The organism is Rhizobium sp. WW_1, from assembly GCF_003610155.1.
In the GTDB taxonomy this organism is placed as follows: domain Bacteria; phylum Pseudomonadota; class Alphaproteobacteria; order Rhizobiales; family Rhizobiaceae; genus Rhizobium; species Rhizobium tropici_A.
This window is the reverse complement of record NZ_RAIN01000035.1, coordinates 1-24,550: the sequence shown is the minus strand read 5'-3', so window position 1 is coordinate 24,550 and position 24,550 is coordinate 1. Positions and strand designations below refer to the sequence as shown.

The 24,550-nt window shown below is 58.9% G+C and carries 23 protein-coding genes and 1 pseudogene; 16 read left to right on the top strand and 8 right to left on the bottom strand.

Annotated features, from left to right (window positions below):
* Positions 1–132: 132 nt before the first annotated feature.
* Positions 133–1,191 (bottom strand): ABC transporter ATP-binding protein, encoded by a 1,059-nt coding sequence (locus BJ928_RS37240; protein ID WP_120296853.1) that lies wholly within the window; start codon positions 1,189–1,191, stop codon positions 133–135.
* A gap of 367 nt (positions 1,192–1,558) precedes the next feature.
* Between BJ928_RS37240 and BJ928_RS37235 the strand changes: the two genes are divergently transcribed.
* A complete protein-coding gene (locus BJ928_RS37235) occupies positions 1,559–1,810 on the top strand; it encodes a hypothetical protein (RefSeq protein ID WP_052228067.1) in 252 nt (83 codons plus the stop codon).
* On the opposite strand, the gene BJ928_RS37230 is transcribed toward BJ928_RS37235, so the two are convergent.
* Complete coding sequence (locus BJ928_RS37230) at positions 1,792–3,036, bottom strand: cytochrome c peroxidase (RefSeq protein ID WP_052228065.1); 1,245 nt, start codon at positions 3,034–3,036, stop codon at positions 1,792–1,794. The two genes, BJ928_RS37235 and BJ928_RS37230, sit on opposite strands and share 19 nt — an antisense overlap.
* A gap of 249 nt (positions 3,037–3,285) precedes the next feature.
* On the opposite strand from BJ928_RS37230, the gene BJ928_RS37225 reads away from it, so the two are divergent.
* A complete protein-coding gene (locus BJ928_RS37225; protein ID WP_245432800.1) occupies positions 3,286–4,767 on the top strand; it encodes an acid phosphatase in 1,482 nt (493 codons plus the stop codon).
* Between the two features lie 459 nt (positions 4,768–5,226).
* Here BJ928_RS37225 and BJ928_RS37220 read toward each other — a convergent pair whose 3' ends face one another.
* The gene (locus BJ928_RS37220; RefSeq protein WP_245432799.1) at positions 5,227–5,646 is read right to left on the bottom strand and encodes a hypothetical protein; all 420 of its coding nucleotides are present in this window, start codon (positions 5,644–5,646) and stop codon (positions 5,227–5,229) included.
* Between BJ928_RS37220 and BJ928_RS37215 the strand changes: the two genes are divergently transcribed.
* From BJ928_RS37215 to BJ928_RS37175, 9 genes are all read left to right on the top strand, one after another.
* On the top strand, positions 5,636–6,736 hold the full coding sequence (locus BJ928_RS37215) for a DMT family transporter (protein ID WP_245432797.1): 1,101 nt from the start codon (positions 5,636–5,638) through the stop codon (positions 6,734–6,736). The genes BJ928_RS37220 and BJ928_RS37215 overlap by 11 nt on opposite strands.
* Positions 6,737–7,078: 342 nt before the next feature.
* On the top strand, positions 7,079–7,879 hold the full coding sequence (locus BJ928_RS37210; RefSeq protein WP_047636937.1) for a class I SAM-dependent methyltransferase: 801 nt from the start codon (positions 7,079–7,081) through the stop codon (positions 7,877–7,879).
* A gap of 91 nt (positions 7,880–7,970) precedes the next feature.
* Entirely contained in the window at positions 7,971–9,005 is a 1,035-nt protein-coding gene (locus BJ928_RS37205) for a prephenate dehydratase domain-containing protein (protein ID WP_082012061.1), read from the top strand.
* Positions 9,002–10,432: an FAD-linked oxidase C-terminal domain-containing protein gene (locus BJ928_RS37200; RefSeq protein WP_245432796.1), complete on the top strand. Its 1,431-nt coding sequence runs from the start codon at positions 9,002–9,004 to the stop codon at positions 10,430–10,432. Before BJ928_RS37205 ends, BJ928_RS37200 begins: the two co-directional genes overlap by 4 nt.
* 36 nt (positions 10,433–10,468) lie before the next feature.
* Positions 10,469–11,689, top strand: a complete 1,221-nt coding sequence (locus tag BJ928_RS37195; RefSeq protein ID WP_047636936.1) for an alpha-hydroxy acid oxidase — start codon at positions 10,469–10,471, stop codon at positions 11,687–11,689.
* A 67-nt stretch (positions 11,690–11,756) separates the two neighbouring features.
* Complete coding sequence (locus BJ928_RS37190) at positions 11,757–12,707, top strand: ABC transporter substrate-binding protein (RefSeq protein ID WP_183079517.1); 951 nt, start codon at positions 11,757–11,759, stop codon at positions 12,705–12,707.
* Positions 12,704–13,636 carry an ABC transporter permease gene (locus BJ928_RS37185; protein ID WP_047636934.1) on the top strand — a complete coding sequence of 311 codons (933 nt, stop codon included), beginning with the start codon at positions 12,704–12,706 and terminating at the stop codon, positions 13,634–13,636. Before BJ928_RS37190 ends, BJ928_RS37185 begins: the two co-directional genes overlap by 4 nt.
* Positions 13,636–14,433, top strand: coding sequence for an ATP-binding cassette domain-containing protein (locus tag BJ928_RS37180; protein ID WP_047636944.1), 798 nt, complete (start codon positions 13,636–13,638; stop codon positions 14,431–14,433). Before BJ928_RS37185 ends, BJ928_RS37180 begins: the two co-directional genes overlap by 1 nt.
* A gap of 58 nt (positions 14,434–14,491) precedes the next feature.
* On the top strand, positions 14,492–15,070 hold the full coding sequence (locus BJ928_RS37175; protein WP_082012062.1) for a MarR family transcriptional regulator: 579 nt from the start codon (positions 14,492–14,494) through the stop codon (positions 15,068–15,070).
* Between the two features lie 537 nt (positions 15,071–15,607).
* Here BJ928_RS37175 and BJ928_RS37170 read toward each other — a convergent pair.
* The 4 genes from BJ928_RS37170 to BJ928_RS37155 all read right to left on the bottom strand — a co-directional run bounded on the left by BJ928_RS37170 (position 15,608) and on the right by BJ928_RS37155 (position 18,627).
* Positions 15,608–16,399: an amino acid ABC transporter ATP-binding protein gene (locus BJ928_RS37170; RefSeq protein WP_047636933.1), complete on the bottom strand. Its 792-nt coding sequence runs from the start codon at positions 16,397–16,399 to the stop codon at positions 15,608–15,610.
* On the bottom strand, positions 16,396–17,064 hold the full coding sequence (locus tag BJ928_RS37165) for an amino acid ABC transporter permease (protein WP_047636932.1): 669 nt from the start codon (positions 17,062–17,064) through the stop codon (positions 16,396–16,398). The genes BJ928_RS37170 and BJ928_RS37165 overlap by 4 nt, the downstream gene beginning before the upstream one ends.
* Positions 17,061–17,702 (bottom strand): amino acid ABC transporter permease, encoded by a 642-nt coding sequence (locus BJ928_RS37160; RefSeq protein WP_047636930.1) that lies wholly within the window; start codon positions 17,700–17,702, stop codon positions 17,061–17,063. The genes BJ928_RS37165 and BJ928_RS37160 overlap by 4 nt, the downstream gene beginning before the upstream one ends.
* Before the next feature lie 97 nt (positions 17,703–17,799).
* A complete protein-coding gene (locus BJ928_RS37155; RefSeq protein ID WP_047636928.1) occupies positions 17,800–18,627 on the bottom strand; it encodes a transporter substrate-binding domain-containing protein in 828 nt (275 codons plus the stop codon).
* A 230-nt stretch (positions 18,628–18,857) separates the two neighbouring features.
* Between BJ928_RS37155 and BJ928_RS37150 the strand changes: the two genes are divergently transcribed.
* From BJ928_RS37150 to BJ928_RS37135, 4 genes are all read left to right on the top strand, one after another.
* Complete coding sequence (locus BJ928_RS37150) at positions 18,858–19,601, top strand: UTRA domain-containing protein (RefSeq protein ID WP_047636926.1); 744 nt, start codon at positions 18,858–18,860, stop codon at positions 19,599–19,601.
* The gene (locus tag BJ928_RS37145; protein ID WP_047636925.1) at positions 19,598–20,539 is read left to right on the top strand and encodes a LysR family transcriptional regulator; all 942 of its coding nucleotides are present in this window, start codon (positions 19,598–19,600) and stop codon (positions 20,537–20,539) included. The genes BJ928_RS37150 and BJ928_RS37145 overlap by 4 nt, the downstream gene beginning before the upstream one ends.
* A gap of 110 nt (positions 20,540–20,649) precedes the next feature.
* Positions 20,650–21,990, top strand: a complete 1,341-nt coding sequence (locus BJ928_RS37140; RefSeq protein WP_047636924.1) for an LLM class flavin-dependent oxidoreductase — start codon at positions 20,650–20,652, stop codon at positions 21,988–21,990.
* 11 nt (positions 21,991–22,001) lie between these two features.
* Positions 22,002–22,541: a flavin reductase family protein gene (locus BJ928_RS37135; RefSeq protein WP_047636922.1), complete on the top strand. Its 540-nt coding sequence runs from the start codon at positions 22,002–22,004 to the stop codon at positions 22,539–22,541.
* Here BJ928_RS37135 and BJ928_RS37130 read toward each other — a convergent pair.
* On the bottom strand, positions 22,518–23,681 hold the full coding sequence (locus BJ928_RS37130) for an aminotransferase (protein ID WP_047636921.1): 1,164 nt from the start codon (positions 23,679–23,681) through the stop codon (positions 22,518–22,520). The genes BJ928_RS37135 and BJ928_RS37130 overlap by 24 nt on opposite strands.
* Positions 23,682–23,777: 96 nt before the next feature.
* On the opposite strand from BJ928_RS37130, the pseudogene BJ928_RS37125 reads away from it, so the two are divergent.
* Positions 23,778–24,455: pseudogene (locus BJ928_RS37125) on the top strand (arginase family protein); the annotation flags it as partial.
* Positions 24,456–24,550 lie beyond the last annotated feature (95 nt).

Genomic DNA, 24,550 nt, shown 5'->3' with positions numbered 1-24,550 from the left:
AGCGCGGCGAACTCTTGCAAAGTCGAGCACCGAGCCCGATGCCACAGGCTGCAGTGACGGCGCATGACTAAAAAGACATATCTCCGCCGTCTGGCCAGGGAAGATCAAAAGCACTGAGTTCGTGGCTGTAGGTTACGGCAAGACCAGCAAATCGGACGCCTTGAAGCGGACAATCACCCGCTGACCGACCACCGGCGGCGAGCGCCGTGGGCTGTTGAACATGTCGAAGGAAATCGTGTTGCCGGCGACATTCATGCGGGTGCGAATGACCGAGCCCAGAAAATGCACAGAGGAAACCTCACCCGTCAGCGCGGTGTCGCCTACGGCGGGCTCTGCTAGCGAACCGGCTTCCGGGCGCAAGGCCAGCGACACGGTGTCTCCAGGCTTGTAGGCCGTGACCGATTGCTTCAAGGTCACCCCCTGATCGCCGATCATGATCCGGTTGCTGTCGGGATCGACGACTTTGCCTTCGATCAGGTTCAGCGTGCCGACGAAAGAGGCGACGAAGCGGGTTGCCGGCGTGTTGTAGATTTCGAAAGGCGTGCCGATCTGATCGGCGCGGCCGGCATTCATCACGACGATGCGGTCGGAGATCGACAGCGCCTCTTCCTGATCATGCGTCACGAACACGGTGGTGATGCCGAGCTGCTGCTGGATCGCGCGGATTTCCTCGCGCAGCGAGATGCGGATCTTGGCGTCGAGAGCCGAGAGTGGCTCGTCAAGCAGCAGGACCTGAGGCTTGACGGCGATGGCGCGGGCGAGCGCGACGCGCTGCTGCTGGCCGCCGGACATCTGATACGGATAGCGGGCGGCAAGATGATCGAGCTTGATGAGAGCAAGCATCTCCTTCACGCGCTTGTCGATGTCGGGCTTTGCCATGCCGGCAACCTTGAGGCCGAAGGCGACGTTGTCGTGCACCGTCATGTTCGGAAACAGTGCGTAGGCCTGGAAGACCATGCCGATATTGCGCTGGTTCGGCTTCAGCGGCCGCTGATCCTTGCCGTTGATCGACAGATTGCCGGCGGTCGGGGTTTCGAAACCGGCGATCATGCGCAGCACGGTCGTCTTGCCGCAACCCGACGGTCCGAGGAAGGAGATGAATTCTCCCTTCTCGATTTGGACGGTGAATTCCTCGACGACGGATTGAACTCCAAATGACTTGCTAATGTTGATCAGGTCGAGAAAAGCCATTTGCAAAAATGCCCGATGTTTTGCTGGGATATTTCAGCAATTTTGTTGTCACAAAACTGTCATGAATTGAACGCTTGGGTCAAGCGACACGCCTCGTCCGCCGGAATCAACGCTGCGAAGGTCTCGCGCCATCGAACCATTGCAGCAAAGGGCAGCGCTGAAGCTCGGCATCTGCCTGAAGCACGATACCGCCTGCACTGCCCATCAGCATTGCTTCAGTAAGAACAGAGCGTTGCCTGCCAACCCAACGTTCAACGCGTTGCCGCTGTTTATAAGAGACCAGCCGGCGACACAGTTGTAGCGCACTTGTAAATTGCGCTACCCCCGACTACAAAGAATGGAAAGGTTCCCGAGTGGGATGATGCTCATGGACGTCGATAAAGCGATTGCGGTCGTCAGCGCTGCCGGTATCGAATTAACGGACCGGCGCCGCACCAAGATGGATGATGGCTGGTCTCTCAGCTTCTCGAATGGCGCCGAGCTGGAAATAGTCGATGGCGGCCGTGTGACGGTTTACGGCAAGGGAGCCGAAATCGTTGCTGACCTGCTCGATCTAGCGGCCAAGTCGAAGCATCGGACGAATGGCGATAGCTCAGCGCCTCATTCAGATGGTTCGTAGCCATCGGTGAGCGTTTGGAGGAATGCGACGACGTCATCGATCTCGGTGGAGTTGAGCGCAGGCTCTGCCCCTGCCTTGCGATCGAAGGGCGGATCCATGTTTATGTTCGCCTTCGCCGCCTCCGGCAGGTCATCATATTTGTCCACGCTACCATCGGGCCTTCGCGGATACCAGCGCTCTGGATGGGTTTCCCGCTCGACATAGAAGCGTACGGCGTCCCGCAGAGAATGGATGCCGCCATTGTGGAAGAAAACCTTGCGCAGAGCGACGTTTCGCAATGTCGGCGTGCGAAATAGCCCGCAATAGTCGTCGCGGCCGATGAAATCCTTCCGCAGTGGACCGCACAAGCCAAGATCGTAAAATGCTGGATCCTTGTTGGAGGGGATGTCACGATTGCGAGGTACGCCGACGGCGATCAAGCCGTAGTCAGTGAACTGTGGCGGCGTGCCGTCATTCCCACGCTGGCTGACGTGGCAGGATGCACAATTACCTTTCTCGGGTGCATTGAACAGTTCGAGGCCCCTTGCCTCCTGTGGACTAAGTTCAGCCTTGCCGGCCAGCACGGCGTCATACTTGCTCGAATATGGATAGAAGGTCTGATAATCCTGCTCAAAGACCTCCAGCGCCTTCAGCGCCGTACGATAGACGATCGCCGGGTCACTGTCGGCTTTCGGCCCGGCAATATGGGCGAGCGCCTTGCCGTAGCCCGCTCTGAGCACATGACGGCCCACTTCAGCTTCGCTTTTGTTACCCATCTCGAAATCAGAAAACAACGGGATCTTGGCTTGCTCGCGCCCACGATCGACCCGACCATCCCAGGTAAGCCCGCCGGTCGGTCCGTTGTCTATGCTTTCGTCTGCCTCATCCTCGGATTCGAAAAAGTGCTCCGTGAAGGGCGGGACGACCTGCAGATATTTGAGCGAGGGCACTGCCCGGAAGCCTGGTTGATGCAGATCACCACCACCGAGTTGGACCGACCGATCATTTGCCGGCCCAAACGCATGCCCCGGATCGTGGCAAGAAGAACAGGCCATCTTGCCTGATGCCGAAAGCGATGGATCGAAGAAGAGAGCTTTGCCAAGTGTGGCCAAGGCCTGTGTCTGGCGCTGAACTTCAGCACGCGACAAAGCCTGTCCCGTAGCGGCCGACGTTATCAACAGCAGCATTGCGGCGACTGCGCCGACCTCGAGCCATTCTCCTCCACGCGACTTCAACCGCATCGCCATGGTCGCTGCTCCCTGTTGCAATCCACGTCTCAACTCACATCAATGGTTAGCCGGGTTTTAGAATCGTTTCAATTAGCACTTGCCTTGGTTACCCACCGGAATATGTTGCCTTATTGAGGTGGAGGCGCATCCACTGAATTCCTGGGGAGGACAATCCAAATGAAGTCGATCACCGCCACCGCCATCTGTGCGTTAAGCCTTTCCGTGGCCACCTTTGGCGCCGCCATGGCCGGCGACTCCGCCGCTAAGATGGAATCCAAAGGGAAGACCACCGGCGATCTGAAACTGATCGATACCGTGGTGGTGATCTATGCGGAAAACCGCAGCTTCGACAATCTCTACGGCAGCTTCCCCGGCGCCAACGGTCTATCAAAAGCGGCGGCGAGCGCGCGCCTACAACGCGACCGCGATGGCACGCCGTTGCGCGAGCTGCCGCCGATCTGGGATGGCCTCACTGCGAAAGGCGTAACGCCGCCAGTAACCCAGGCACAGACCGAGCACCTTCCCAATCGACCGTTCCGGGTAGACGATCCCAAGGGGTTCAACCTCGGCCTGGATACGATTACCCACGATCTCTGGCACCGGTTCTATCAAAACCAGATGCAGATCGACGGCGGGCGCAACGACAAATTCGTTGCCTATGCCGATTCAGGCGCGATGCCGATGGGCTTGTGGGATGGCTCGAAGACGCCGATGTGGAAGGTCGCCCAGAAATACGTGCTCGCCGACAATTTCTTTATGGGCGCCTTCGGCGGCTCCTTCTTCAATCACCAATGGCTGATTTGCGCGTGCGCGCCCTACTATGCCAACGCCGACACCAGTGCCGCTAAGCCTTCTATTGCCGTGGTCGAACCAGATGGAGTAACGCTCAAGGCTGCAGCAAATTCACCCAAGTCAGCCATCGACGGTATTCCGAAATTTGCCGGTGACGGCAATCTCACGCCGGATTTTTACGCGGTCAATACGATGCAGCCACCTTATCAGCCGAGTGGAAACGGTCCGGCGCCGGATGGGGATAAGGCGTTGGCGGACCCGAGCAAGCCAACGACATTGCCGCCACAGACTGAGCCCACTATCGGCGATATGCTGAGTCTCAAGCATGTGAGCTGGGCTTGGTACGGCGGAGCCTGGCAGGATGTGCTCGACCATGGCAACAAGGAGCCAGCGCCGAACTTTCAGTATCATCATCAGCCCTTCAACTACTATGCCAATTTCGCGCCCGGCACTGCGGCCAGGACCGAGCATCTCAAAGACGGCGGCTTGGCTGGCGCCGAGTTCATCAAAGCAATCGATACCGGTGCGCTACCGCAAGTCTCGTTCTATAAGCCGCAGGGCAACCTTAATGAACATTCCGGCTATGCCAGCATCGAGGCTGGCGATGCCCACCTCGCGGATCTGATAGGGCATCTCGAGAAGAGCCCGCAATGGCCGCACATGCTGGTCGTCGTCACCTATGACGAAAATGGCGGCCTTTGGGATCATGTTGCACCGCCCAAGGGCGATCGTTGGGGTCCCGGTTCGCGTATTCCCGCCATTATCATCTCGCCCTATGCGCGGCATGGCTATGTCGATCACACCCCGATGGATACGACCTCGATCCTGCGCTTCATCACGCGCCGCTTCGAACTGCCGACCCTCCACGGCATCACCGTCCGCGATACCGCGATTGCAGCCCATAAACAGAAGCCGCTCGGCGATCTCACCAGTGCACTCGTGCTCAAGGACAAATGAGATCGGAACGCCAAGCTGGTTGAGAGTTTCCGCCAAGGTCAGGTTATACACGTGTGAGCAAACTCTTCAGCATTCACCGAGTCGAAGGTGATACGACTGCAGTTTGGCTGTGCGTCCGTATCGCCTGATAACAGGCGAAAGCCTTTGCGTCCCGCGGGTCAACGGGCCTGGCGCGGCGTACTACTTATCGGCGTCTAATCTTTGGACGTCGATAACCCAGTAGAGCGACATTCGGCTCTGACGCATCCTCGATGATGCTTTAGATTCCGTCGGCCTGGCTTCCGAAGGAGAAGCAGCGCCATGCGAGCTCAGTTTCGACTTTCCGATCTGATCCCGGCCCGTTTAAACGTTCAATCGGTGCATGATGCCGCCGATGCGATCGTTGTCACTGCGTCCGCCCGGCCAAAGGATTCCATTTGTCCCCACGGCGGGACCGCTTACCGTCGAGTTCATGAGCCGTTATCCCAGCCAACCACGCATCGCCATGACGATGCTTTCCTTGACCTCTGCGACCCAGCTTCGAACGATCTGGACGCGGTCCATAATCCATCGGAGCCAAGCATAGGTTAGCAGCTTATCGCGGCCCGCGTGGAAAAGGCGCTCAACCAAAAGAAAGCTCATCAGATATGCCAATGAGATTATGACGAGTCCGGAGATCACGTGGCCCTTGGCAATGACGATCAGTGCGTAAATCCTCGAGAGCTCAGCAATCGCGAGCGGCACGGCGAAAAGAACGAGTATAACGCCTCGTGGCAATGCTCCGACAAATTCGCTGAAGTGCTTTACAATTGAAAGCGAAGCGAACCAATTAACGAGCGATCGATAGACCGGTCGGGCGATTTCGCTGATGATGACGAGGATGGCGATAATGAGCCGCAAAGGCTACAACAGCAATTGCCATGGGGACCGGCTGGGGCGTTCGATGACCATCTCTGAATGCCTTAAATCGTCGTCAATTGGTCAGACAGAGGCTGCAGCTCTAACGGCGCGACCGATATTATTTAATATTAATTGCATTTTGCAAGCAAATGATGGAAATTATAAGCTTACCACGGTGAGGCCAAGCCATTACCCAGATCGCCACTTGGGTCAAAAAGGATGTGAGATGACCACAACCCTCTTTCTCGCGACCGTACTTTTCTGGGGTTCAGGCGCCATTGTGACATCTCTCCAAGCGAGTACCTCCGCTCCTGAGTTGTCTGTGGCAATCCGCATGCTTCTTGTCGGGTTAGGCATGCTCGGGTTTTCGATCGCCACTGGCAAACCGATCACGATTGCCCGTGGCGACCGCCTTTGGGTGATGATGCAGGGCATATTGTTTTTCGGGCTTGCTTTTATCGCCTTCTACAAGGCGACGAAAGGTATCCCGAGTGGGATCGCAGCGCTGGTATTGTCGAGTTCTTCGCTGTTTGCGGCCATTGCCAGCCGTTTGCTGCTGAATCTGCGGATCAGCCGCCGCACGACAATTGGCATAGTTTGTGGTCTCTTGGGCCTTGGTATGGTTGCAGCCCCACAGATCTTCGCGCTGCATCTCAATCCACAAACTGTGACGGGCTTTATCTGGGCCGGTATCGCGGCGATGGCGACAGGTGCGGGAACGGCGATTGCCGCGCTTAACCAACGGCGCGGCGTGCCGATTCCGGTGCTTATGGGTTGGGGTGCATTGTGTGGATGCGGCTTCGGGTTCGCCTGGGCTGTGATCGCAGGCACATCTCTCACAATACCTGTAACTGTTGGCTATTTGGCACAGCTTGCCTACCTGGCTATTGTCGCATCCTGTGCCACGTTTCTCATGTACTTTACCCTCATTGAGAAGGTTGGCCCTGCGCGAGCCGCCTATGCACTAACGGTTGTTCCGATTGTTGCCATAACGATCTCCGTTATGTTCGAGGGGCTGCATGTCGATACCCGTCTCGCCTTCGGTGGTGCGACGATCCTTCTTGGCAATATCCTGGTGCTCAACGCCTGAAACGGAGCAATCAATCGCGCTTTCTGCAATCGCAACCCAATACGTTAGCGCAGGCGCCTGTGAGCCGCGACCATAGCTTGACTGTCATTTAACAGCCCACCCGCTAGTCGGGAAAGCGCCGGTCCAGTGAAAAATATCCCCTTAGCTCCGCTGAAATTGCCTCTGATAAGATCGATTGCACAAAGTTTAAGCGCGTTTAAATTACTTGCAAATAGCAATTGATTTCCTATCAAATCTATGTTGTAGTTTTAATCATAAGAGGTAAATCGCATTGCGATTGCCCGTAAAACTAGAATCTAGGGAGATGTCCAAACCGCAACAACTCTGGAAGGCATATGTCCCATGTATATGTCCTCGACACCGATCGAATCCGATGTCCTTTTCTCAGGTCGCCGCTCGGCAACATACCGCGATGCACTCCATCTCTTTCCCGATGCCTGGCTTGACGATATTGCCGCCATGCGCAGCTTCCTGCGGCCGGTCGACGGTCGGCGCGTCTTGGAGATTGGCGCCGGCAATGGTCATTTCAGCCGGGCGATCGCAGAAGATATCGGCCCTACCGGCTTGTTGGTCGCCACCGATCCGTCCACTGAACAGCTTGAGGATCTCGAAGTCGAAAGTGGCGGCCGGATTAGGGTCTTCGGTCAGGCAGCGCACATGCTCGACCTGCCGATTCGCGATTTTGACATGGCTTGGTCACGCGGCGCCGTGCACCATATTTCGGACAAGACGGCCGCCTGGAAGGCGATCGCAACCCATGTGCGACCCGGCGGCAAGCTGGTGATTGCCGACATCTTCGCCGGAACGCGACTTGCCGCATATTTCGACGATTTTATCGCGCTCAGCTGCTGTACCGGCCACGAGGTGTCCTTCCTCTCGCGGGAGTTTGCAACGAGCCTGTGTGCTCTGACCGGATGGGATAAACCCCAATTCACCGATGTCACCACCCGCTGGCGCTTCGACACCAAAGCCGATCTCGGGCATTTTCTGCGATTGTTGTTCTCCGCAACCGAGATTTTCGACGACAACGACTGCCTTGTGGCAGCGGAACGCCACCTAGACGTCATTTCCGACGGCAACGGCGTTGCCCTGCTTTGGCCAATGACCGTGATGGAAACGACGAGGCTGCCACCCGCAAATTAATCACAGATGGCCGATGACAGGCGCTTGACGCGGGACGGGGCAAATCCGACCGCGGCACGAGCTGACGTGCGCGAATTTTCGGAGATCGCCTATGACATTTACCGCCGCAAACTGTGGATCCACCGCCCCTCGCCCCGCGGCCTCTTTCGATCCAGATACCGGTCCATTGGTTCCGGACGCCAAGAAAATCAGCCCGGACACCATTGTCCATAAAGTTGGCTATAACGGTCGGCCTGGTGCATTTGCGGATGTTGCCTGCAGGATGGCGTTCCCATCCGCGGATCGCATCGCCATGCCGAGCTTGGAGACCGCGATTGCAAGCACGGTCCGCGGTGACGTCGACCGGATCCTCCTGCCGTGCGAAAACAGTCTGGTTGGGCGCGTGCCGGATGTGCACAAGATCGTGCCCGACAGCGGCTTGCATATCGTCGGTGAGCATTTCCAACGCGTGGAGCATTGCCTCATGGCGCCGGCGGGCACGACGCTCGCCAGTATCCGGCGCGTTCGTTCGCATCCCGTGGCACTCGGTCAAGTCAGCCGGCTTATTGCGGCGCTCGATCTCGAGGCCATTGCCGCTCCGACGACATCGCACGCCGCCGAGCTGGTGGCGTCCCGCGCGGACCCGAGCGAGGCGGCGATTGCTTCAGATCTCGCCGCCAACCTCTACGGACTGAATATTCTCAAGCGCAATGTCGAAGACGATCCACATAATACGACGCGGTTCTATGTGCTGTCCGCCGAACCTCAGGCGATCGAGCACAAAACACAGCTTCTGACGACAATCGTCTTCCGTACCCAGAACCGACCGGGGTGCCTCTATCACGCCATCGCCGGATTTGCCGACAATGGCATCAACATGACCAAGATCGAAAGCTATCTTGTCGGGGGTCAGTTCGTGCCATCCCGCTTCCTTTGCGAGTTCGAGGGTGATCCCGCCGTCCCAGAGGTAGCCGATGCGCTCGATATTCTCGCTCGTCATGCGCGCGAGGTCGTTGTTCTCGGCACATTTCCAATGGCTAGCCGCCATCTACGCAATCGCAGCGAGGAAGATCTCCATCCTTGGGGAACCAAGCCTCCGGCCGCCTTTCGATGGTCTTATCGTCAACAGGAAAGCGAAAGCCCATGATGACAGCCATGATCAACCATAGCGGACACCAAAACGATCTCGCCGATGCGGCAATCGCGAAATTGAAGTTGCATTTTGGCGATCGACTGACAACGGCGGCGGCCGTGCGAGATCAGCATGGCCGCGACGTCAGCTGGCATCCCTCCTACCCGCCGGACGCAGTCATCTTTCCTGAAACAGCCGATGAGGTATCGCGAATCGTAGCAACCTGCCACGCCTTTGACGTGCCGGTGATCCCGTTTGGAACCGGCACCTCATGCGAGGGGCATGTCGCAGCCCTCATGGGCGGAATATGCGTCGATCTCTCACGGTTGGATCGAATTCTGATGGTTCAGCCGGACGACATGACAGCAACCGTCGAGGCAGGCGTGACCCGCAAGCGCCTCAATGCGGAATTGCGCGACACCGGTCTGTTCTTCCCAGTCGATCCCGGCGCGGACGCATCGCTCGGCGGCATGGCCTCAACGCGCGCCTCCGGCACGAATGCCATGCGTTACGGCACGATGAAAGACAATGTCATTTCACTAGGCGTCGTTCTGCCCAACGGTGATCGCATTCGGACCGCAAGCCACGCTCGCAAGTCGGCCGCGGGATACGACCTGACACGGCTCTGGGTGGGATCCGAGGGCACGCTCGGCATCGTGACCGACGTGACCGTCAAGCTGCATCCAATTCCAGACCACGTCGTTGCGATTTCGGCAAGCTTCTCCACGCTGGAACAGGCGGTCGGTTTCGTGCTTGTCGCGACCAGGCTCACCGATACCCTGGCACGCATCGAACTGCTCGATGAACTACAGGTCGAGGCCGTCAATAGCTATTCAAAACTCTCTTTGCCGATCGAGCCAACACTTTTTATCGAACTGCACGGCAGCCGCGGGGCGGTCGAGGCTGCCTTGCCTTTCATGGAGGAAGAGGCGCATGCCGTCGGAGCCAGCCGGTTTGACACCGCCGTGTCGGCGGAGGCTCGAGCCAAGCTTTGGCAGGCACGCCATGACATCTGGTGGGCCAACCTTGCGCTCCGCCCGGGCGCAAGTGCCCTCCCAACAGATAGCTGCGTGCCGGTATCGCGGCTTGTCGAGGCCATACTTGCCGCCAAGGCCGACGTGCGAGATCTTGGCCTTCTCGCGCCGATCTGCGGTCATGTAGGTGACGGCAATTTCCATCTTTGCGTGCTTTTCGATCCCGCCGATTCCGATGAGCGTCAACGCGTCGAGGTACTGACCAAACGCCTTTCAGCCCGAGCTATCGCTCTGCAAGGGACGTCGACCGGTGAGCACGGGATCGGCCACGGAAAAATGGCAGCGCTTGTCGCCGAACACGGTCCGGCTATCCGGGTAATGGCCGCGATCAAACGCGCGATCGATCCTCATAACATCATGAATCCAGGCAAGATTTTCAATCTCGCCGAGGCGCCGCCTTTCAATTGAGCGAGATCCATAAACCAGGGAGGTAATGCAACATTCATGTCCAAGCAGCATGGCCCGGCCTCGATCGCCGATTTCAGAACTGCCGCGCGGCGCGCGTTGCCGAAAATGGTCTTTGATTTCTTCGACGGCGGCGCCGGCTCGGAGCTGACGCTGTTCGAAAACCGTGCGGCTCTGGATCGCATCCGTCTCGTCGGCTCAGCACCGGTCGATGTCGGTCATCGCTCGGCCGCCATCACGCTCTTCGGCAAACCGCTCGCAATGCCAGTCATCATCGGACCCACCGGGCTGGCAGGCGCGGCCTGGCCAGCAGGCGACCATGCGCTGGCTCGGGCTGCCGGGCGAGCGGGTATTCCGTTTGTCATGAGTTCGGCAGCCAGCGCGACCATGGAAGCGGTGGCAGCCGCCAGCGAAGGCAGAAAGTGGTTTCAGCTCTACCTGTTCCGTGACCGCGAAGTGAGCCTCAGACTGCTGAAGCACGCCGAAGCATTGGGCTTCGAAGCTATTGAGATCACCGTCGACAACGCCGTTCCCGGCCGACGATTGCGCGATGCCCGCAATGGCTTTTCACTGCCGTTCCGCTGGACGCCGGGAAAGCTCTTGAGCCTCCTCGCTCATCCCGCCTGGGCATTGCGAATGGCTCGTGCCGGCGCTCCGCGTTTAGAGGTCATGGCAGCCGAATTCGACCTCAAATCCGCGGGAACGATCGCGGAGGTGATGGAGCAACAGCTTGACCCGACCGTCTCCTGGGACGACATCGCCTTCATTCGCGATCGCTGGAAGGGGCCGTTGATCCTAAAGGGGTTGCTCAATCCAAGGCAGGGGATCCGATCAGCAGAACTTGGGCTTGACGGTATCGTGGTCAGCAATCACGGCGGCCGACAACTCGATGGGGCCGTTGCGAGTATCGACATCCTCCCGGAATTCGTGAGCACCGTCGGAGGCAAGCTCGCGATCCTGGTCGACAGCGGCTTTCGTAGCGGCACCGATGTTGCCAAGGCGCTGGCGCTCGGCGCAACGGCCGTGCAGGTCGGACGCGCGACACTCTATGCGTTGGCGAGTGGCGGCGAGGAAGCGGTTTTCCGGGCTCTCGGCATCATCGCCGCTGAACTTGACGTCGCTCAGGCAATGATGGGTGCGCCCACCATTGCCGATCTCCGACCTTCCAAGCTTCGGTTTCCCCCGGTTCTGATGCGACCTGAGCAAGTTCCGGTCCGCGAGCCCACATCGCCGCGGTCACAGTCACCCTTTGCCGCCTGATCCACCGTCCACAAAGCCCTTTCGAGGAGATTGTCCGATGAACCGCAGAACCGCTTTATTGCATGCCATGGCCCTGTCGGCATTTCTGCTGCCTGTGGCCACCACTGTTGCCACGGCGGCAGATAAGACGGTGGCGCTGACCTATATCGTTGAACATCCCGCCATCGATGCCGCCCGCAAGGGAATCATCGATGCGCTGGCCGACGCCGGCTTTGTCGACGGCAAGACCATCACGCTCGACGTTGCAAGCGCACAAGGCAGCATGCCGACGCAAACGCAGATCGCCAAAACTTTTGCCGGCAAAGCACCTGACTTGATCGTGGCCATCTCGACGCCGTCGGCTCAGGCCTGTCAGGCGGCGGCGAAGGGGGCGATCCCGATCGTGTTTTCCGCGGTGACGGATCCTGTCGCGGCCAAATTGGTCAAAAGCTTTTCGCAGCCGGACGGCACGCTCACAGGCACCAGCGACAAGCAACCCCTGAATCTGACCTTTGAGTTGATCCGCAAGCTTACACCAACAGCAACGAAAATCGGGGTCCTCTATAATGCCGGCGAGGCCAACTCCGTCGCACAGGTGGCGGACATGAAGGCCGAGGCGGCAAAGCTCGGTATGAGTATCGTCGAGGCGACCGCCGCGCAATCGGCGGCTGTACCGGATGCCGCGCGCAGCCTCGTCGGCAAAGCCGACGTCATCCTGCTCCCGACCGACAGTACCGTGGTTTCGGCCGTCGAAAGCGTGGTCAAGGTCGGCGTCGATGCGAAGATCCCTGTCTATGCCAGCGACACCAATTCCGTCGAACGCGGGGCGATGGCCGCGCTCGGGTTTAATTACTACAAGCTGGGCCGGCTGACGGGTGAGATTGCCGCGAAGGTCCTCAATGGTGCAAAGCCCGCCGACATCCCCGTCGGCACGCTCGACAGCGAGGATCTCTACCTGAACAGCGCATCGGCGAAGAAGATGGGGGTAAGCTTGTCCGCGACTGTGACGCAAGCGGCCGCAAAGGTGATCGCACAATGAGCCTCATCGCCCTTTCCGGGGCCTGCGAGGCGGGCCTGTTGTTTGGCCTTGTCGCCCTTGGCGTCTTTCTCTCGTTTCGGGTGCTCGACTTTCCGGATCTGACCGTCGACGGCAGCTTCCCGCTCGGTGCCTCGGTCGCGGCTTCCGCGATCATGGCCGGCATGCCGCCCATCGTCGCAACGCTTCTGGGATTTGCCGCAGGCGCCGTGGCCGGCTTCATAACGGCATTCTTGTCGGTCCGGTTGAAGATCATGAACCTGCTTGCAGGAATCCTGACCATGGTTGCGCTGTTTTCGATCAACCTGCGCGTCATGGGCAAACCGAATATATCGCTTTATGGCACCGACACCATATTTTCCTGGATCGACGGGATTGCGACGCTCGGGGTCTGGGCCAACACGGTGCTGCTTCTCTGCATTGTATTAGCCGCAAAGATTTCCGTCGATTGGTTCCTCGCCACTCAGATCGGACTGGCCTTGCGCGCAACCGGCGCCAACCCGAGAATGGCGGAGGCGCAGGGCGTCGACAACGGCCGCATGGTCATGCTGGGCATGGCATTCGCCAATGGTCTCGTCGGCCTTGCCGGCGCGCTCTACGCTGAAAGCCAAGGCGTTGCCGATGTCTCGATGGGTATCGGCACGATTGTGACCGGTCTTGCCGCCGTCATCATCGGCGAGACAGTTGTCGGCGCAGGATCTGTCGCGCGAGCCACGCTCGGCTGTATCCTCGGTGCATTGATCTATCGGCTCGTCATCGCGCTGGCGCTAGATGGCGGCATGATCGGGATCCAGGCGCAGGATCTCAACCTGGTGACCGCGGTCGTGGTCGCCGTCGCCGTGATGGTTTCGAAAGCGCGGATGAAGAAGCTGCCCTCCATCAGGCGCACGCCCCTGCGTGAGCCGTCGAAAGCAGAAGGAGCTGCCTCATGATGTTGAACCTCGATTCGATCTCGGTCACGTTCAATCCTGGGACGGCTCTCGAAGTAGCCGCCCTGCGTGGCGTATCGCTGGCCATTCCCGAGGGTCAGTTCGTAACCGTGATCGGCAGCAATGGCGCCGGAAAGTCGACGCTTCTTTCGGCCGTTGCCGGCGCGGTCGCGCCTGATCGTGGCCGGATCGTCATCGATGGTGTCGACGTCACGCGGTTGCCCACTCGGGCGCGGGCGCGATTCATCGGTCGCGTATTCCAGGACCCACGGATCGGCACCTGCGAGGCCCTTACCGTTGAGGAGAACCTTGCGCTCGCGTCCGCGCGCGCCGGACGACGCGGGCTGTCCCTTGCGCTCGGCGGCCGGATAGGGCGCGCGCGGTTCAAAGACCAGCTCGCCGATCTTGGTCTCGGGCTCGAAACGAAGCTTGCGGCGCGGATCGGCACGCTTTCCGGCGGCCAACGACAGGCGGTGAGCCTGTTGATGGCGACATTGCTGCCGATGAAGCTGCTTCTGCTCGACGAGCACACGGCGGCGCTGGATCCCAAGGCAGCGTCACGAATCCTAGCACTCTCGGCGGAGATCAGCGAACGTCAGCGCCTAACGACACTGATGGTCACGCACAGCATGCGCCATGCCCTCGACTACGGTCAGCGCATCATCATGATGAATGGAGGGCGCATCGTGCTCGATGTCGCAGGCGACGAGCGGGCTGGCTACGATGTGCCCGACCTGGTCGCCCTATTCGGAGCGGTCAGTGGCGGTGAGGTCGCCGAAGATCGGCTTCTGCTCGCTTGATTACCGCTGTGACCGTCGGTCGCTTGTTTTCGGAACGATGTTGGAATATATCTGCAAAATGCAATTAAAAGACAATCAACGCGAAAGCAAAGCGATGGAGGAGCGCGAGGATGGGAGGGCTGTCAAGCCTTCGTTTCGGCTTGACCGCTGGATACCCTACCGCATGTTCCTCGTGGCGAGCAGCACCGCGGAGCTGCTCGCGTCATACTATGGGCCGCGCTATGGACTTTCCCAAGCCTCGTGGCGAATTCTGGCTATCGCCGGCGGCCGCCCTGGTCTTTCGAGCAAGGAAATTTGCCATGCTGGCGCGCTCGATCAATTCGCTGTCAGTCGCGGCATCGCGCAGCTGGTCTCGCTTGGCTTTGCTCAACGCAATGCCGGCGCGGGAGATCGACGCTTCTCCGCGGTGGAACCGACGCCAGCGGGCTATAAAGTGTTGGACGAGATCATCGCCATCGGCCAGGCAATGGAAGCCCGCATCATGGAAAGCCTGTCGGAACGGGAGCGTGAAAGCCTCCACTCGATGCTCGATCGCATCGAGGATGCCTGCGCCGGTGCTGTCGCACGCGGCTGGCAGGCGGTTGAAGCCGACGCACGGGCTACAAATCTCATCTCGCATCGCGATGCACCGAAATAGCTTATTTTCGAGCACAATGGCCAGGATAGGATGCCCAACAATGAGCCCCATCCAAATGCTAAGGTGTCGATCGGCGCGGAATGTTGGCTGTGACGCATATGTGGAACGGTCAGGTTGGCAAGAGTTTTCAGCGCATGTCGCTTTGCCTCTAATTCCGAGATTTTTCGCGTTGTGCATCAACAGGCGCCGCTTTTCGCCCTTAAATGCGAGACGACGATTAGCTTCGTTCGATGGTATTTGATATTGAGGCGCGACGTCGGTTCTCAATCTGGCAACCGATCCGGTTCCCTATCCATAGCAGCCAACCGCCAGCCCCTGTGAGCCCTGTCTCAATTTTAGGGGCAAAATCTCGAATTTAGAGTCTAAATATCAGATTTAGGGACAAAGAAAGGCTGTTAATTTTGTTGAAGCTCTCATCTCGCCTTTAAGAGCAAAGCGACAGTAGGGGGTTACGAGAAATCTATATCGCAAGGGCACGGGAAACGGCGAAATGATACCGCGAAGACAAACCCACAAACGTTGCCAAGAAGGACATTGTTAGAGCAGCATCGAGGCACCACGATCGAGATAGGTATCGAGGAACTGTTCCAGGCGAGGATTTCTCGGCTTCTTGAAAACCTCTTGCGGCGCTCCAGTGAACAAAACCTTGCCGTGATCAAGAAAGATAATCTGCTGTCCGACGGTCGCGGCAAAACCTATTTCGTGCGAAACGACAACCATGGTCATGCCCTCGGCCGCCAGGTCGCGCATGACATTCAAGACTTCGCCGGTCAATTCCGGATCGAGCGACGAAGTCGGCTCGTCAAACAACATGATCTTCGGCTTCAATGCCAAGGCGCGGGCGATCGCCACGCGTTGCTGCTGTCCGCCCGAAAGTTGCGAGGGATAGTGCCCTGCCCTTGCTTCGAGCCCGACCTTGACGAGTTGCACCATAGCCGCATCTTCTGCCTGCTTTCGGCTCATCTTGTGAACCATCTTCAAAGCCTCGCTCACATTGCCGAGCGCGGTCATATGCGGCCAAAGATTGAATTGCTGGAACACCATGCCGATCTGGGCGCGGATCGCGCGATTGGTAGCCGCCGATATGCGTTCGCGGCGCCCCTGCGAATCCTCGGCAAAGCCAAGCACCTCTCCATTGATGGAGATCGTTCCGCGTGTTGCCTCCTCGAGAAAGGCCATGCATCGCAAAAGCGTACTCTTGCCGGAGCCGGATGGACCGATGAGACAGGAGACCTGCCCCGGCTCGATGGCAAGATCGATGCCATGAAGAACCGTGGTCTCTCCGAACGTCTTGACGAGATTCCTGACTGCTATAGCGGAGACGCTCATGCGTTGAAAAACCTGAATCTGGAAAGTTTCGTTTCGGCAAGGTTGCCAAGCCAGCCGGTGACTTCGACAAGCACCCAGTAAAAGAGCGCCAGGGCCGAAAGCGCTTCGACAAAGGCATATTGCTGCGATCCGATTGCACTGAGCGTTGCCGTCAATTCCGGCACGGTGATGATGGAAAGCACCGCCGTCTCCTTCATCAGGATGACCACCATGTTCACGGACGGCGGTAGCACCAGCATCGTCATTTCCGGTAACAGAATGCGCCTGATGATCTGCGCCTGCGTCAGGCCGACGCATTCCCCGGCCTCGATATGGCCCTTGGGCACGGCCTGAAAGCCGGAACGGAAGATCTCGCTGAAATAGGCTGCGCCATAGATCGAAATACCGATCAAGCCGGCGGGCAAGGGATCGAGCTCGAGGCCGACGAAGGGGCCACCGTAGTAGACGAGGAAGATCTGGATAAGGAACGGTGTCCCGCGCAGCACGGCAACGATGGCACCCAGTATCTTGTCGACCACCATGCCGCCATATTGCCGGGCAATCGCCATCAGGAAGCCTATGACGGCCGCAGCGATGGTGCCGAGGATCCAGATCATGATCGTCACGCCGGCGCCGCTGAGGATGGCAGGCCATTGCCCGATGAGCACATTGATGTCGAAGGTCATCGCGGCACCCCGGGCAATCTGTTTTCGATCAGACCGCCGGCAAGCGCAACCAACCAGTTGATGACGAGATAGATGAGGCCGGCGGCTGCGAAGAGCTGCAGCGGCAGAAAGGTACTGCCGGCAAGATCCTGCGCCATGCGGGTCAGTTCGACGATACCGACGACGGAGACCAGCGACGACGCCTTCAGAATGAGGATCGCCTCGTTGACGAGAGCCGGAAATGTCAGGCGCAGGGCGATTGGCACCTTGATGCGGCGAAAGATCTGGCGTGGCGTCAGCCCGACCATCTCTGCCGACTCCACCAAGCCGAGAGGCACACTGGCAAAGCCGCCGCGCAAGTTCTCCGCCTGATATGCGGCCGTGCAGAGCGAGAGGCCGATGATCGCGGCAACGATGCTCGGCACATTGATGCCGACGGCTGGAAGGAGATTGTAGATCAGCAGCAATTGCACCAGCAGCGGCACGCCACGGAAAAAACTGATGAAAATCTGGGCAGGCCGCACGAAAAGGCTACGCTTCGTCAGCAGCATTCCCGAAATAAGGATCGCAATCGCGAAACCGATAAGGATCGACACGAGGCTGATCGTCACCGTGTAGATGGATGCCTGCAGAAGCAACCCGAAGAGCTCGATGGACATTGTTGAGTTTTCGCCCGCTTGGTGACCAGGAAGCCGCGATCTCGTTTACCGGCCATGCCCGACACAATTGCGGGCACGGCCGATTTCCGAGAGCTGATCAGAATGCCGGGTCCTTGACGGCGTCAGGCGTGTCGAAGCTTGCGCCGAACCACTTCTTCTGCAGCGTCGCCATGCGGCCGTCAGCCTTGATCTTCAACATGGCGGCATCGATGGCGTCCATCAATGGCGCGTGATCGGCATCCTTCAAGCCGATAAAGCCGAAATAGGACTTCTTGCCGAAGGGCGGCAGCACGACTTCGAACGTGCCTTCACGCTGCTTGGCGACAAAGGCAATATTCGGCAGCGAGTTGGCGACGCCGGCGATGCGGCCGGCCGCGAGATCCGCATAAGATTCCGTAAAGGCCGGATATTCGCGGATATCGGCCTTGGTCGGGAGGGTGTCGGAAAACTCCTTGAGCTGATCGAGCTGGGCGGTCGCCTTGCCGACGCCGATCTTCTTGCCGGCGATGTCTTCCGGCTTGTTGATCGTCTTGTCACCGGCCTTCTTCAGGATCGCGATGGTTGCTTCGGCCAAGGGCGGCGTGAAGCGATAGCGCTCCATGCGCTTCTTGGTGATGGTCGCCGGCCCGGCAACGACGTCGAACTTGCCGGCTTCGAGCGCCGGGAAAACGCCGTCCCATGGCAAGGTGACCCATTCGATCTTCACGCCGAGCTCCTTGCCGATCTCATCGAAGAGATCGACGTTCAAGCCGACATGTTTGCCTGCGTCGATGAAGTCGAACGGAGCAAAAGCTGTCTCGGTGCCGACCTTCAGGGTGCCGGCGGCCTTGACGGCGGCAAGCGTATCGGCCGCATGGGCCGAAATCGTCGCACCAAACAAAAGTGCTGCGCCAACCAGCCCCCTCAGAAGCGAATTCTTCCTCATGTTTTTCTCTCCAGTTTTTTGCCCTTCCTTTGGAAGGTCCAGGTTCCCCATGCTTTGTCCCGCCGAGTGGATTTCTAAGACCCACTTTTGTCTATACAAATAGATACAGACTGGCCTACACTGTCAAATATAAAACTTAACGGACGCAAGATTTGTGCCGCATGATGTTGAGAGAGTCGACAGAAGCGGCTGTCACGGACACTGAATTCACTCCTGGAGCAAAGTGCGCGTTGATCCCAATTCATCAGAGAATTCTCAAGGACATCGAAACCAGGATCATGAGCGGCATCTGGCCGCCCGGTCACCGCATACCCGTCGAGCACGAGTTGCTGAAAGAATACCAATGCTCCCGGATGACCGTGAACAAGGCGCTGTCGACCCTGGTCGAGCGAGGCATGATCGTCCGCCGCCGCAAGCTCGGTTCCTTCGTCGCCGCGCGGCAGATCGACCGAACGGTGATGGATATTCAGGACATTTCTACCGAAGCGGAGCTGGCAGGACACGAACATAGTCACCAAATCCTGCTGCGAACAATCGAGATACTGGACTCTACCACCGCAACACGGCTTGGCGAGGTCGCGGGAGCGGAAATCCTGCGTCTTCACTGCCTGCATGCCGTCGACGGCAAGGCAAATGCGCTGGAGCGGCGTATCATCATGCTTGACATGGTACCATCAGCAAGGCTTGAGAGTTTTGCCTCGGTTCCGCCCGGCAAATGGTTGCTGGACATGGTGCCCTGGTCGAAGGCGCGGCATGTCATTCGCGCCGTCTCGGCCGACGCCACCACGGCGCGCCTGCTCGAAACCGAGCGTGGCGAAGCCTGCCTGACGCTCATCCGCCAGACATGGCAGAGCAGGCGCACGGTCACCTATGTCGAGTTCGTTCATCCAGGCGACCGTTTCCAGTTCGCCGGCGACTTTCATCCCAATGAACGAGGTGCCATCGATCAACCACCGCAAGGTAGTGCCTCTTGAGCGACAAACGGATCAGCAGGGCAGTTCCACTCAAGGGCTTGCAGGCCTTTGAAGCCGTCGGCCGTTGTGGCAGCGTCAGCGCCGCGGCGTTGGAGCTGAAGGTTTCGCCCGGAGCGATCAGTCAGCAGATTCGCAAGATCGAAAGCTTTCTCGGCGTCACCTTGCTCGAGCGCAATGGCCGCACGGTGGAACTCACCCAATGGGGACGGCTCTATCATCACGAAATATCGAAAGGATTCGAGCAATTCGCAGCTGCGGAACAGATCCTGGAACGGGCACGCAACGAGAATGCCCTGGTTCTCAGTGCCCTGTCTTCCGTCGTCAACAAATGGATCGGTCGCCGGATCTTCGACTGGCAGGCTCTTCATCCAGACGCGCATGTCAGGATCGTCGGCCGTGACAAGGAACCGCGCATGGGCTTCGATGACATCGACTTCCGCATCAGCTACGGATCGGACGTGCTGCAGCATGAGCATTATGCGGAGCTGTTTCGCGATTGGGTGGTTCCGGCCTGCTCGCCAGCATTGATCAAGGGCAAGACGCCCTCCGCCGCGCAGCTTCTCGAATATCCGCTGCTGCATGTCGAATGGGAGCGGCATTTCACGCCCTATCCGAGCTGGCATGAATTCGCCGCGACAGCGGAGACCACGCTCGCGGAGACCGCCGCCGGCCTCTCCTTCACGCTGTCCAGCAGCGCCATTGACGCAGCCGTCAACAAACGCGGCGTCGTTCTCGCACAGATGTCGATGATCGCGGATGAGCTCGAGGCGCAGACGCTAGTCATTCCCGTCGACATACGCATCCCCTTGCGCGACAGCTACTTTCTCGCCTGGGACAGGGCCGCTTTGGAAAAGCCGCATGGACGCCAATTCCGCGATTGGCTGCTCATCATTTCCCGCCAGCAGGCCCTGCTGTCGGCACCCAGATCAACTGTTTAGAAAAACTAAAACGGAACTCAGTTGCACGATATTGATGAAATCTTGCGCCTGGCGATAATTTACGCATTCGCCTTCAAAGGGACGGCGTGACCGACATAAAGGGGAGTTCGATGGCGCGGATCGACAAGATGAAACTCGGAACTTTCGTCTATACGTTCGGCTTTCATCCGGCCTCCTGGCTACATCCGGCAAGCGATGTCAACGGCGCCAACGACTTCGCGCATCTGCTCGATGTGGCCAAACGATCAGAGGCGGCGAAATTCGATTTCATGTTCATGGCCGATTCTCCGGCAGCTGCCGTCGGCGATCCGAGTGCGCTTGCCCGCATTCCCACAAAGATGAACCGCTTCGAGCCGCTGTCGTTGCTCTCTGCACTGGCCGTCACGACCAACGATCTCGGTCTCGTGGCAACGGTCTCGACGAGCTATTATGAGCCATACAATGTCGCCCGTCTGTTTTCCTCGATCGACCATTTGAGCAATGGCCGTGTCTGCTGGAATGTCGTCACGTCGGACCATGACGAAACCGGCTACAATTTCAATCGCGAGGGGCTCGATCCGCACGCGCTGCGCTATGAGCGCGGCAACGAGTTTGTCGACGTCGTGTTCGGCCTTTGGGACAGCTTCGAGGAAGGCGCGCTCCTTCTCGACCGTGAATCCGGCATCTACTATGACAAGGACAAGCACCACACGCTCAACCACAAGGGCAAGCACTTTCAGGTTCGCGGCCCGCTCAACATCGCGCGCACGCCGCAGGGCCGTCCTGTCATCGCCCAGGCAGGCGGTTCCGAACCAGGTATGGACATGGCGGCACGCACGGCCGAGATCGTCTTCAGCCTCGCATCGAACATCGAGCGGAACCGGTCCTTCTACGACAACGTCAAAAGCCGAATGGCGGCCTATGGCCGCGATCGGGATGATCTGAAAATCATGCCGGGCATCGTTGTCAATGTCGGTGAAACCGAGGCCGAGGCAAGGGCAAAAGTCGACTATCTGATCGACAAGATGCACCCGGATGTCGGACGGTTGATGCTCTCCGAGTTCCTGGAGGCGGATCTACGCGGCGTGGCCCTTGACGAGCCCTTCCCGATGGACCGGCTCCCGGCGGCGCCAAAGGGATCGCGCGCCCTGTTCGACGAACTGGTCGATTTCGTCAAGAGCGGCCACACAGTCGGCGAACTGATCCGGCACTATGCCGAGAAACACACCGGGAATGGCATAACAGGCACCCCCGCCCAGATCGCCGACTACATGGAAGAGTGGTTCGAGACGCGTGCCGCCGACGGCTTTATCCTGATGTTTCCGACCTTGCCGTCCAGCCTCGACGATTTTGTGCAGCTCGTCCTGCCGGAGCTTCGCCGCCGTGGCCTGTTCCGCGAGGACTATGAAGGCAGGACCCTGCGCGAAAATCTCGGCATTTCAACGCCGGCAAACCGCTTTGCCAAGGCGTGAGGGCTGCTCCGATGGGTGACGATGCTCTGATCAGCGACACGGAATTCAGGTTATCGATGCGTCATCTGGCCGGTGCGGTCAGCGTCATAACGGTCGGTGACGGCGAGGACCGTACCGGCTTCACGGCAACGTCGGTTTCCTCATTTTCAGCAGAGCGGCCTTCCATCATCGTCAGTGTCAACAGGGCCTCTTCCTCCTGGCCGGCGCTGCAGCAGTATGGCTGCTTCTGCGTCAATGTACTCGCGGCCGACCAGCTGCATGTGGCGCAATCCTTCGCCGGTATTGGCGGTCGCAAGGGCGCTTATCGCTACGATGGTGCGCGATGGTATCGCCTCAAGACAGGCGCGGCTGCCCTTGAAAATGCCCTGACGGTCCTCGACTGCAAGCTCGAAGCCACATTCCATCATCACTCCCATGCCATTCTGATCGGGCACATCTGTGCGATGGAAATCCGGCGGGACATCGGGCCGCTTCTCTACTGGCGAGGCGGCTATCATGACCTTCCGGCGGCTGTTGACGAGCGCTGCCTAGCGGAGCCGATCCGGCAATAGCTCGATCGAGGCGACATCGGCATTGGCAAAGGCAAGTCTGAGGTAGCGCTCCTGCCCCTCCCCGAAATAGGCGCCTGGTATGCAGACGACACCACGCTCCCTGGCAAGGTCTTTGGCAACCTCGGACGACGATCGATCCGCTAGGGGATGGCAAACGAAGGCGAAATAGGCGCCGATCGCTGCGATCTCCCAGCCTGCCAATCCGGAAAAAGCCGCTCTCAAAGCATCGGCACGGCGGGTGATCTCCAGCCGGTTGCCAGCTCGCCAATCGGCAAGCACCGGCAGAGCCGATGCAACCGCGATCTGAGCCGAACGCGGGGCGCAGATCTGCATATTGTCCATAACCTTGGCGATCTCGGCAATGAGCTTAGGCCCTGCCGTGACGGCACCCAGCCGATGGCCGGGGATGCAGAAGGATTTCGAAAAGCTGTAGAGGAGAACGAGCGTATCCTCCCAGCCCGGCTCCGACAGCAGGGCGTGCGGCCGACCGTAATCTTCGGCGAGGAAATCGCGATAGGTTTCGTCAACGACCAGCCAAGCGCCGTATTTTCGGCACAGCGTGAAAAGTGCATGAAGTAGATCAGGCGGATAGACGGCTCCGGTAGGATTGTTGGGCGTAACGACGGCAAGCATCTTCGCACCGGCTGTAAGCGCGGCTTCCGCTGAACCGAGATCGGGAAGAAAGCCGGCGACGGGATCGCAGTCGACCAGTCGCCGCCCGGTCCCCAGCATCGAGAGCGTCGTGTCGTGATTGAAATAGAAAGGATTGGTGAGCGCTACGGTATCGCCCGCGCCTGCAAGCGCAATTGCCGCGCACATGAACGCTTGGTTGCAGCCGGCCGTGATATGGATATTGCCGGCAGATATGTCAGCGCCATAAAGTTCTGCAACATGCGCCGCATAGGCCTTCCGCAACACAGGCTCGCCCTCGATCGGCCCATATCCGGTCATCGCCTGTTGTGCGGCCATCTCGCCAAGAAGCCGCAGCATCTCCGGATGCGCTGGGTAGCCGGGCACGGCCTGCGACAAATCGATGAGCGGTCCCTTCTGCCCTTTGTATTCGCGGCCCCAGGCAACGACGGAAGGGATGGGTGGAGGGGAAAGGCGGGCAACGAGCGAGTTGGATTTTGCGGCGGTCATATCGATTTCTCTTTGATACCGATTGCTACAACGATACCAATTGCTTTCTCAACCTCTTTGTTGGCTGAGGCGAACCTCAAGTGGAGACGCATGCACATGGTGTGGGACAAGATGCGGCTCGAACAGCTGCGCGCGGAATTTTCAGACGCCAATGGCGGCGAAATATACGACGAGAAGTTTCGCAACGTGGCGGAGAAAATCATCTCGAAGAATGGCACGAGACTGGCGCCATATGCCGGAATTCCGACATTCCTCAGCGCGCCCTACATGCAGGTCGCAACCGGCGAGCCGGACTTTGGCAATCTCCAGGTCGCCATCACGGGAATCCCGATGGATCTTGGCGTCACCAATCGCCCGGGCTCCCGCTTCGGACCACGCGCCCTTCGCGCCATCGAAAGGATCGGCCCTTACAACCACGTTCTCGGAACGGCGCCGGTCTTCGATCTTCGGGTCGCCGACATTGGTGACGTCCCATTCCAGAGCCGCTACCGGCTGGAGCTTAGTCACGACGACATCGAAAGACGGATAGGCCAGATCGTCGATGCCGGCGTCGCGCCACTCTCGGTCGGGGGCGACCACTCCATCAGCCATCCGATCTTGAAGGCAGTCGGCCGGAAGGAACCGGTGGGCCTCATTCATATCGACGCCCACTGCGACACCAGCGGCGCCTTCGATCAGACGAAGTTTCATCATGGAGGACCGTTTCGCAACGCCGTGCTGGATGGCGTGCTCGATCCGACAAGGACAATCCAGATCGGCATCCGTGGCTCGGCGTGTCCGACATCAGCGCCCTTGAGACAGAATTGGTTTAATTGAGAAGAGAGGATTTTCGGCTCATCGTAGCTCTATCAAAGGAAGCGAAGATGAGA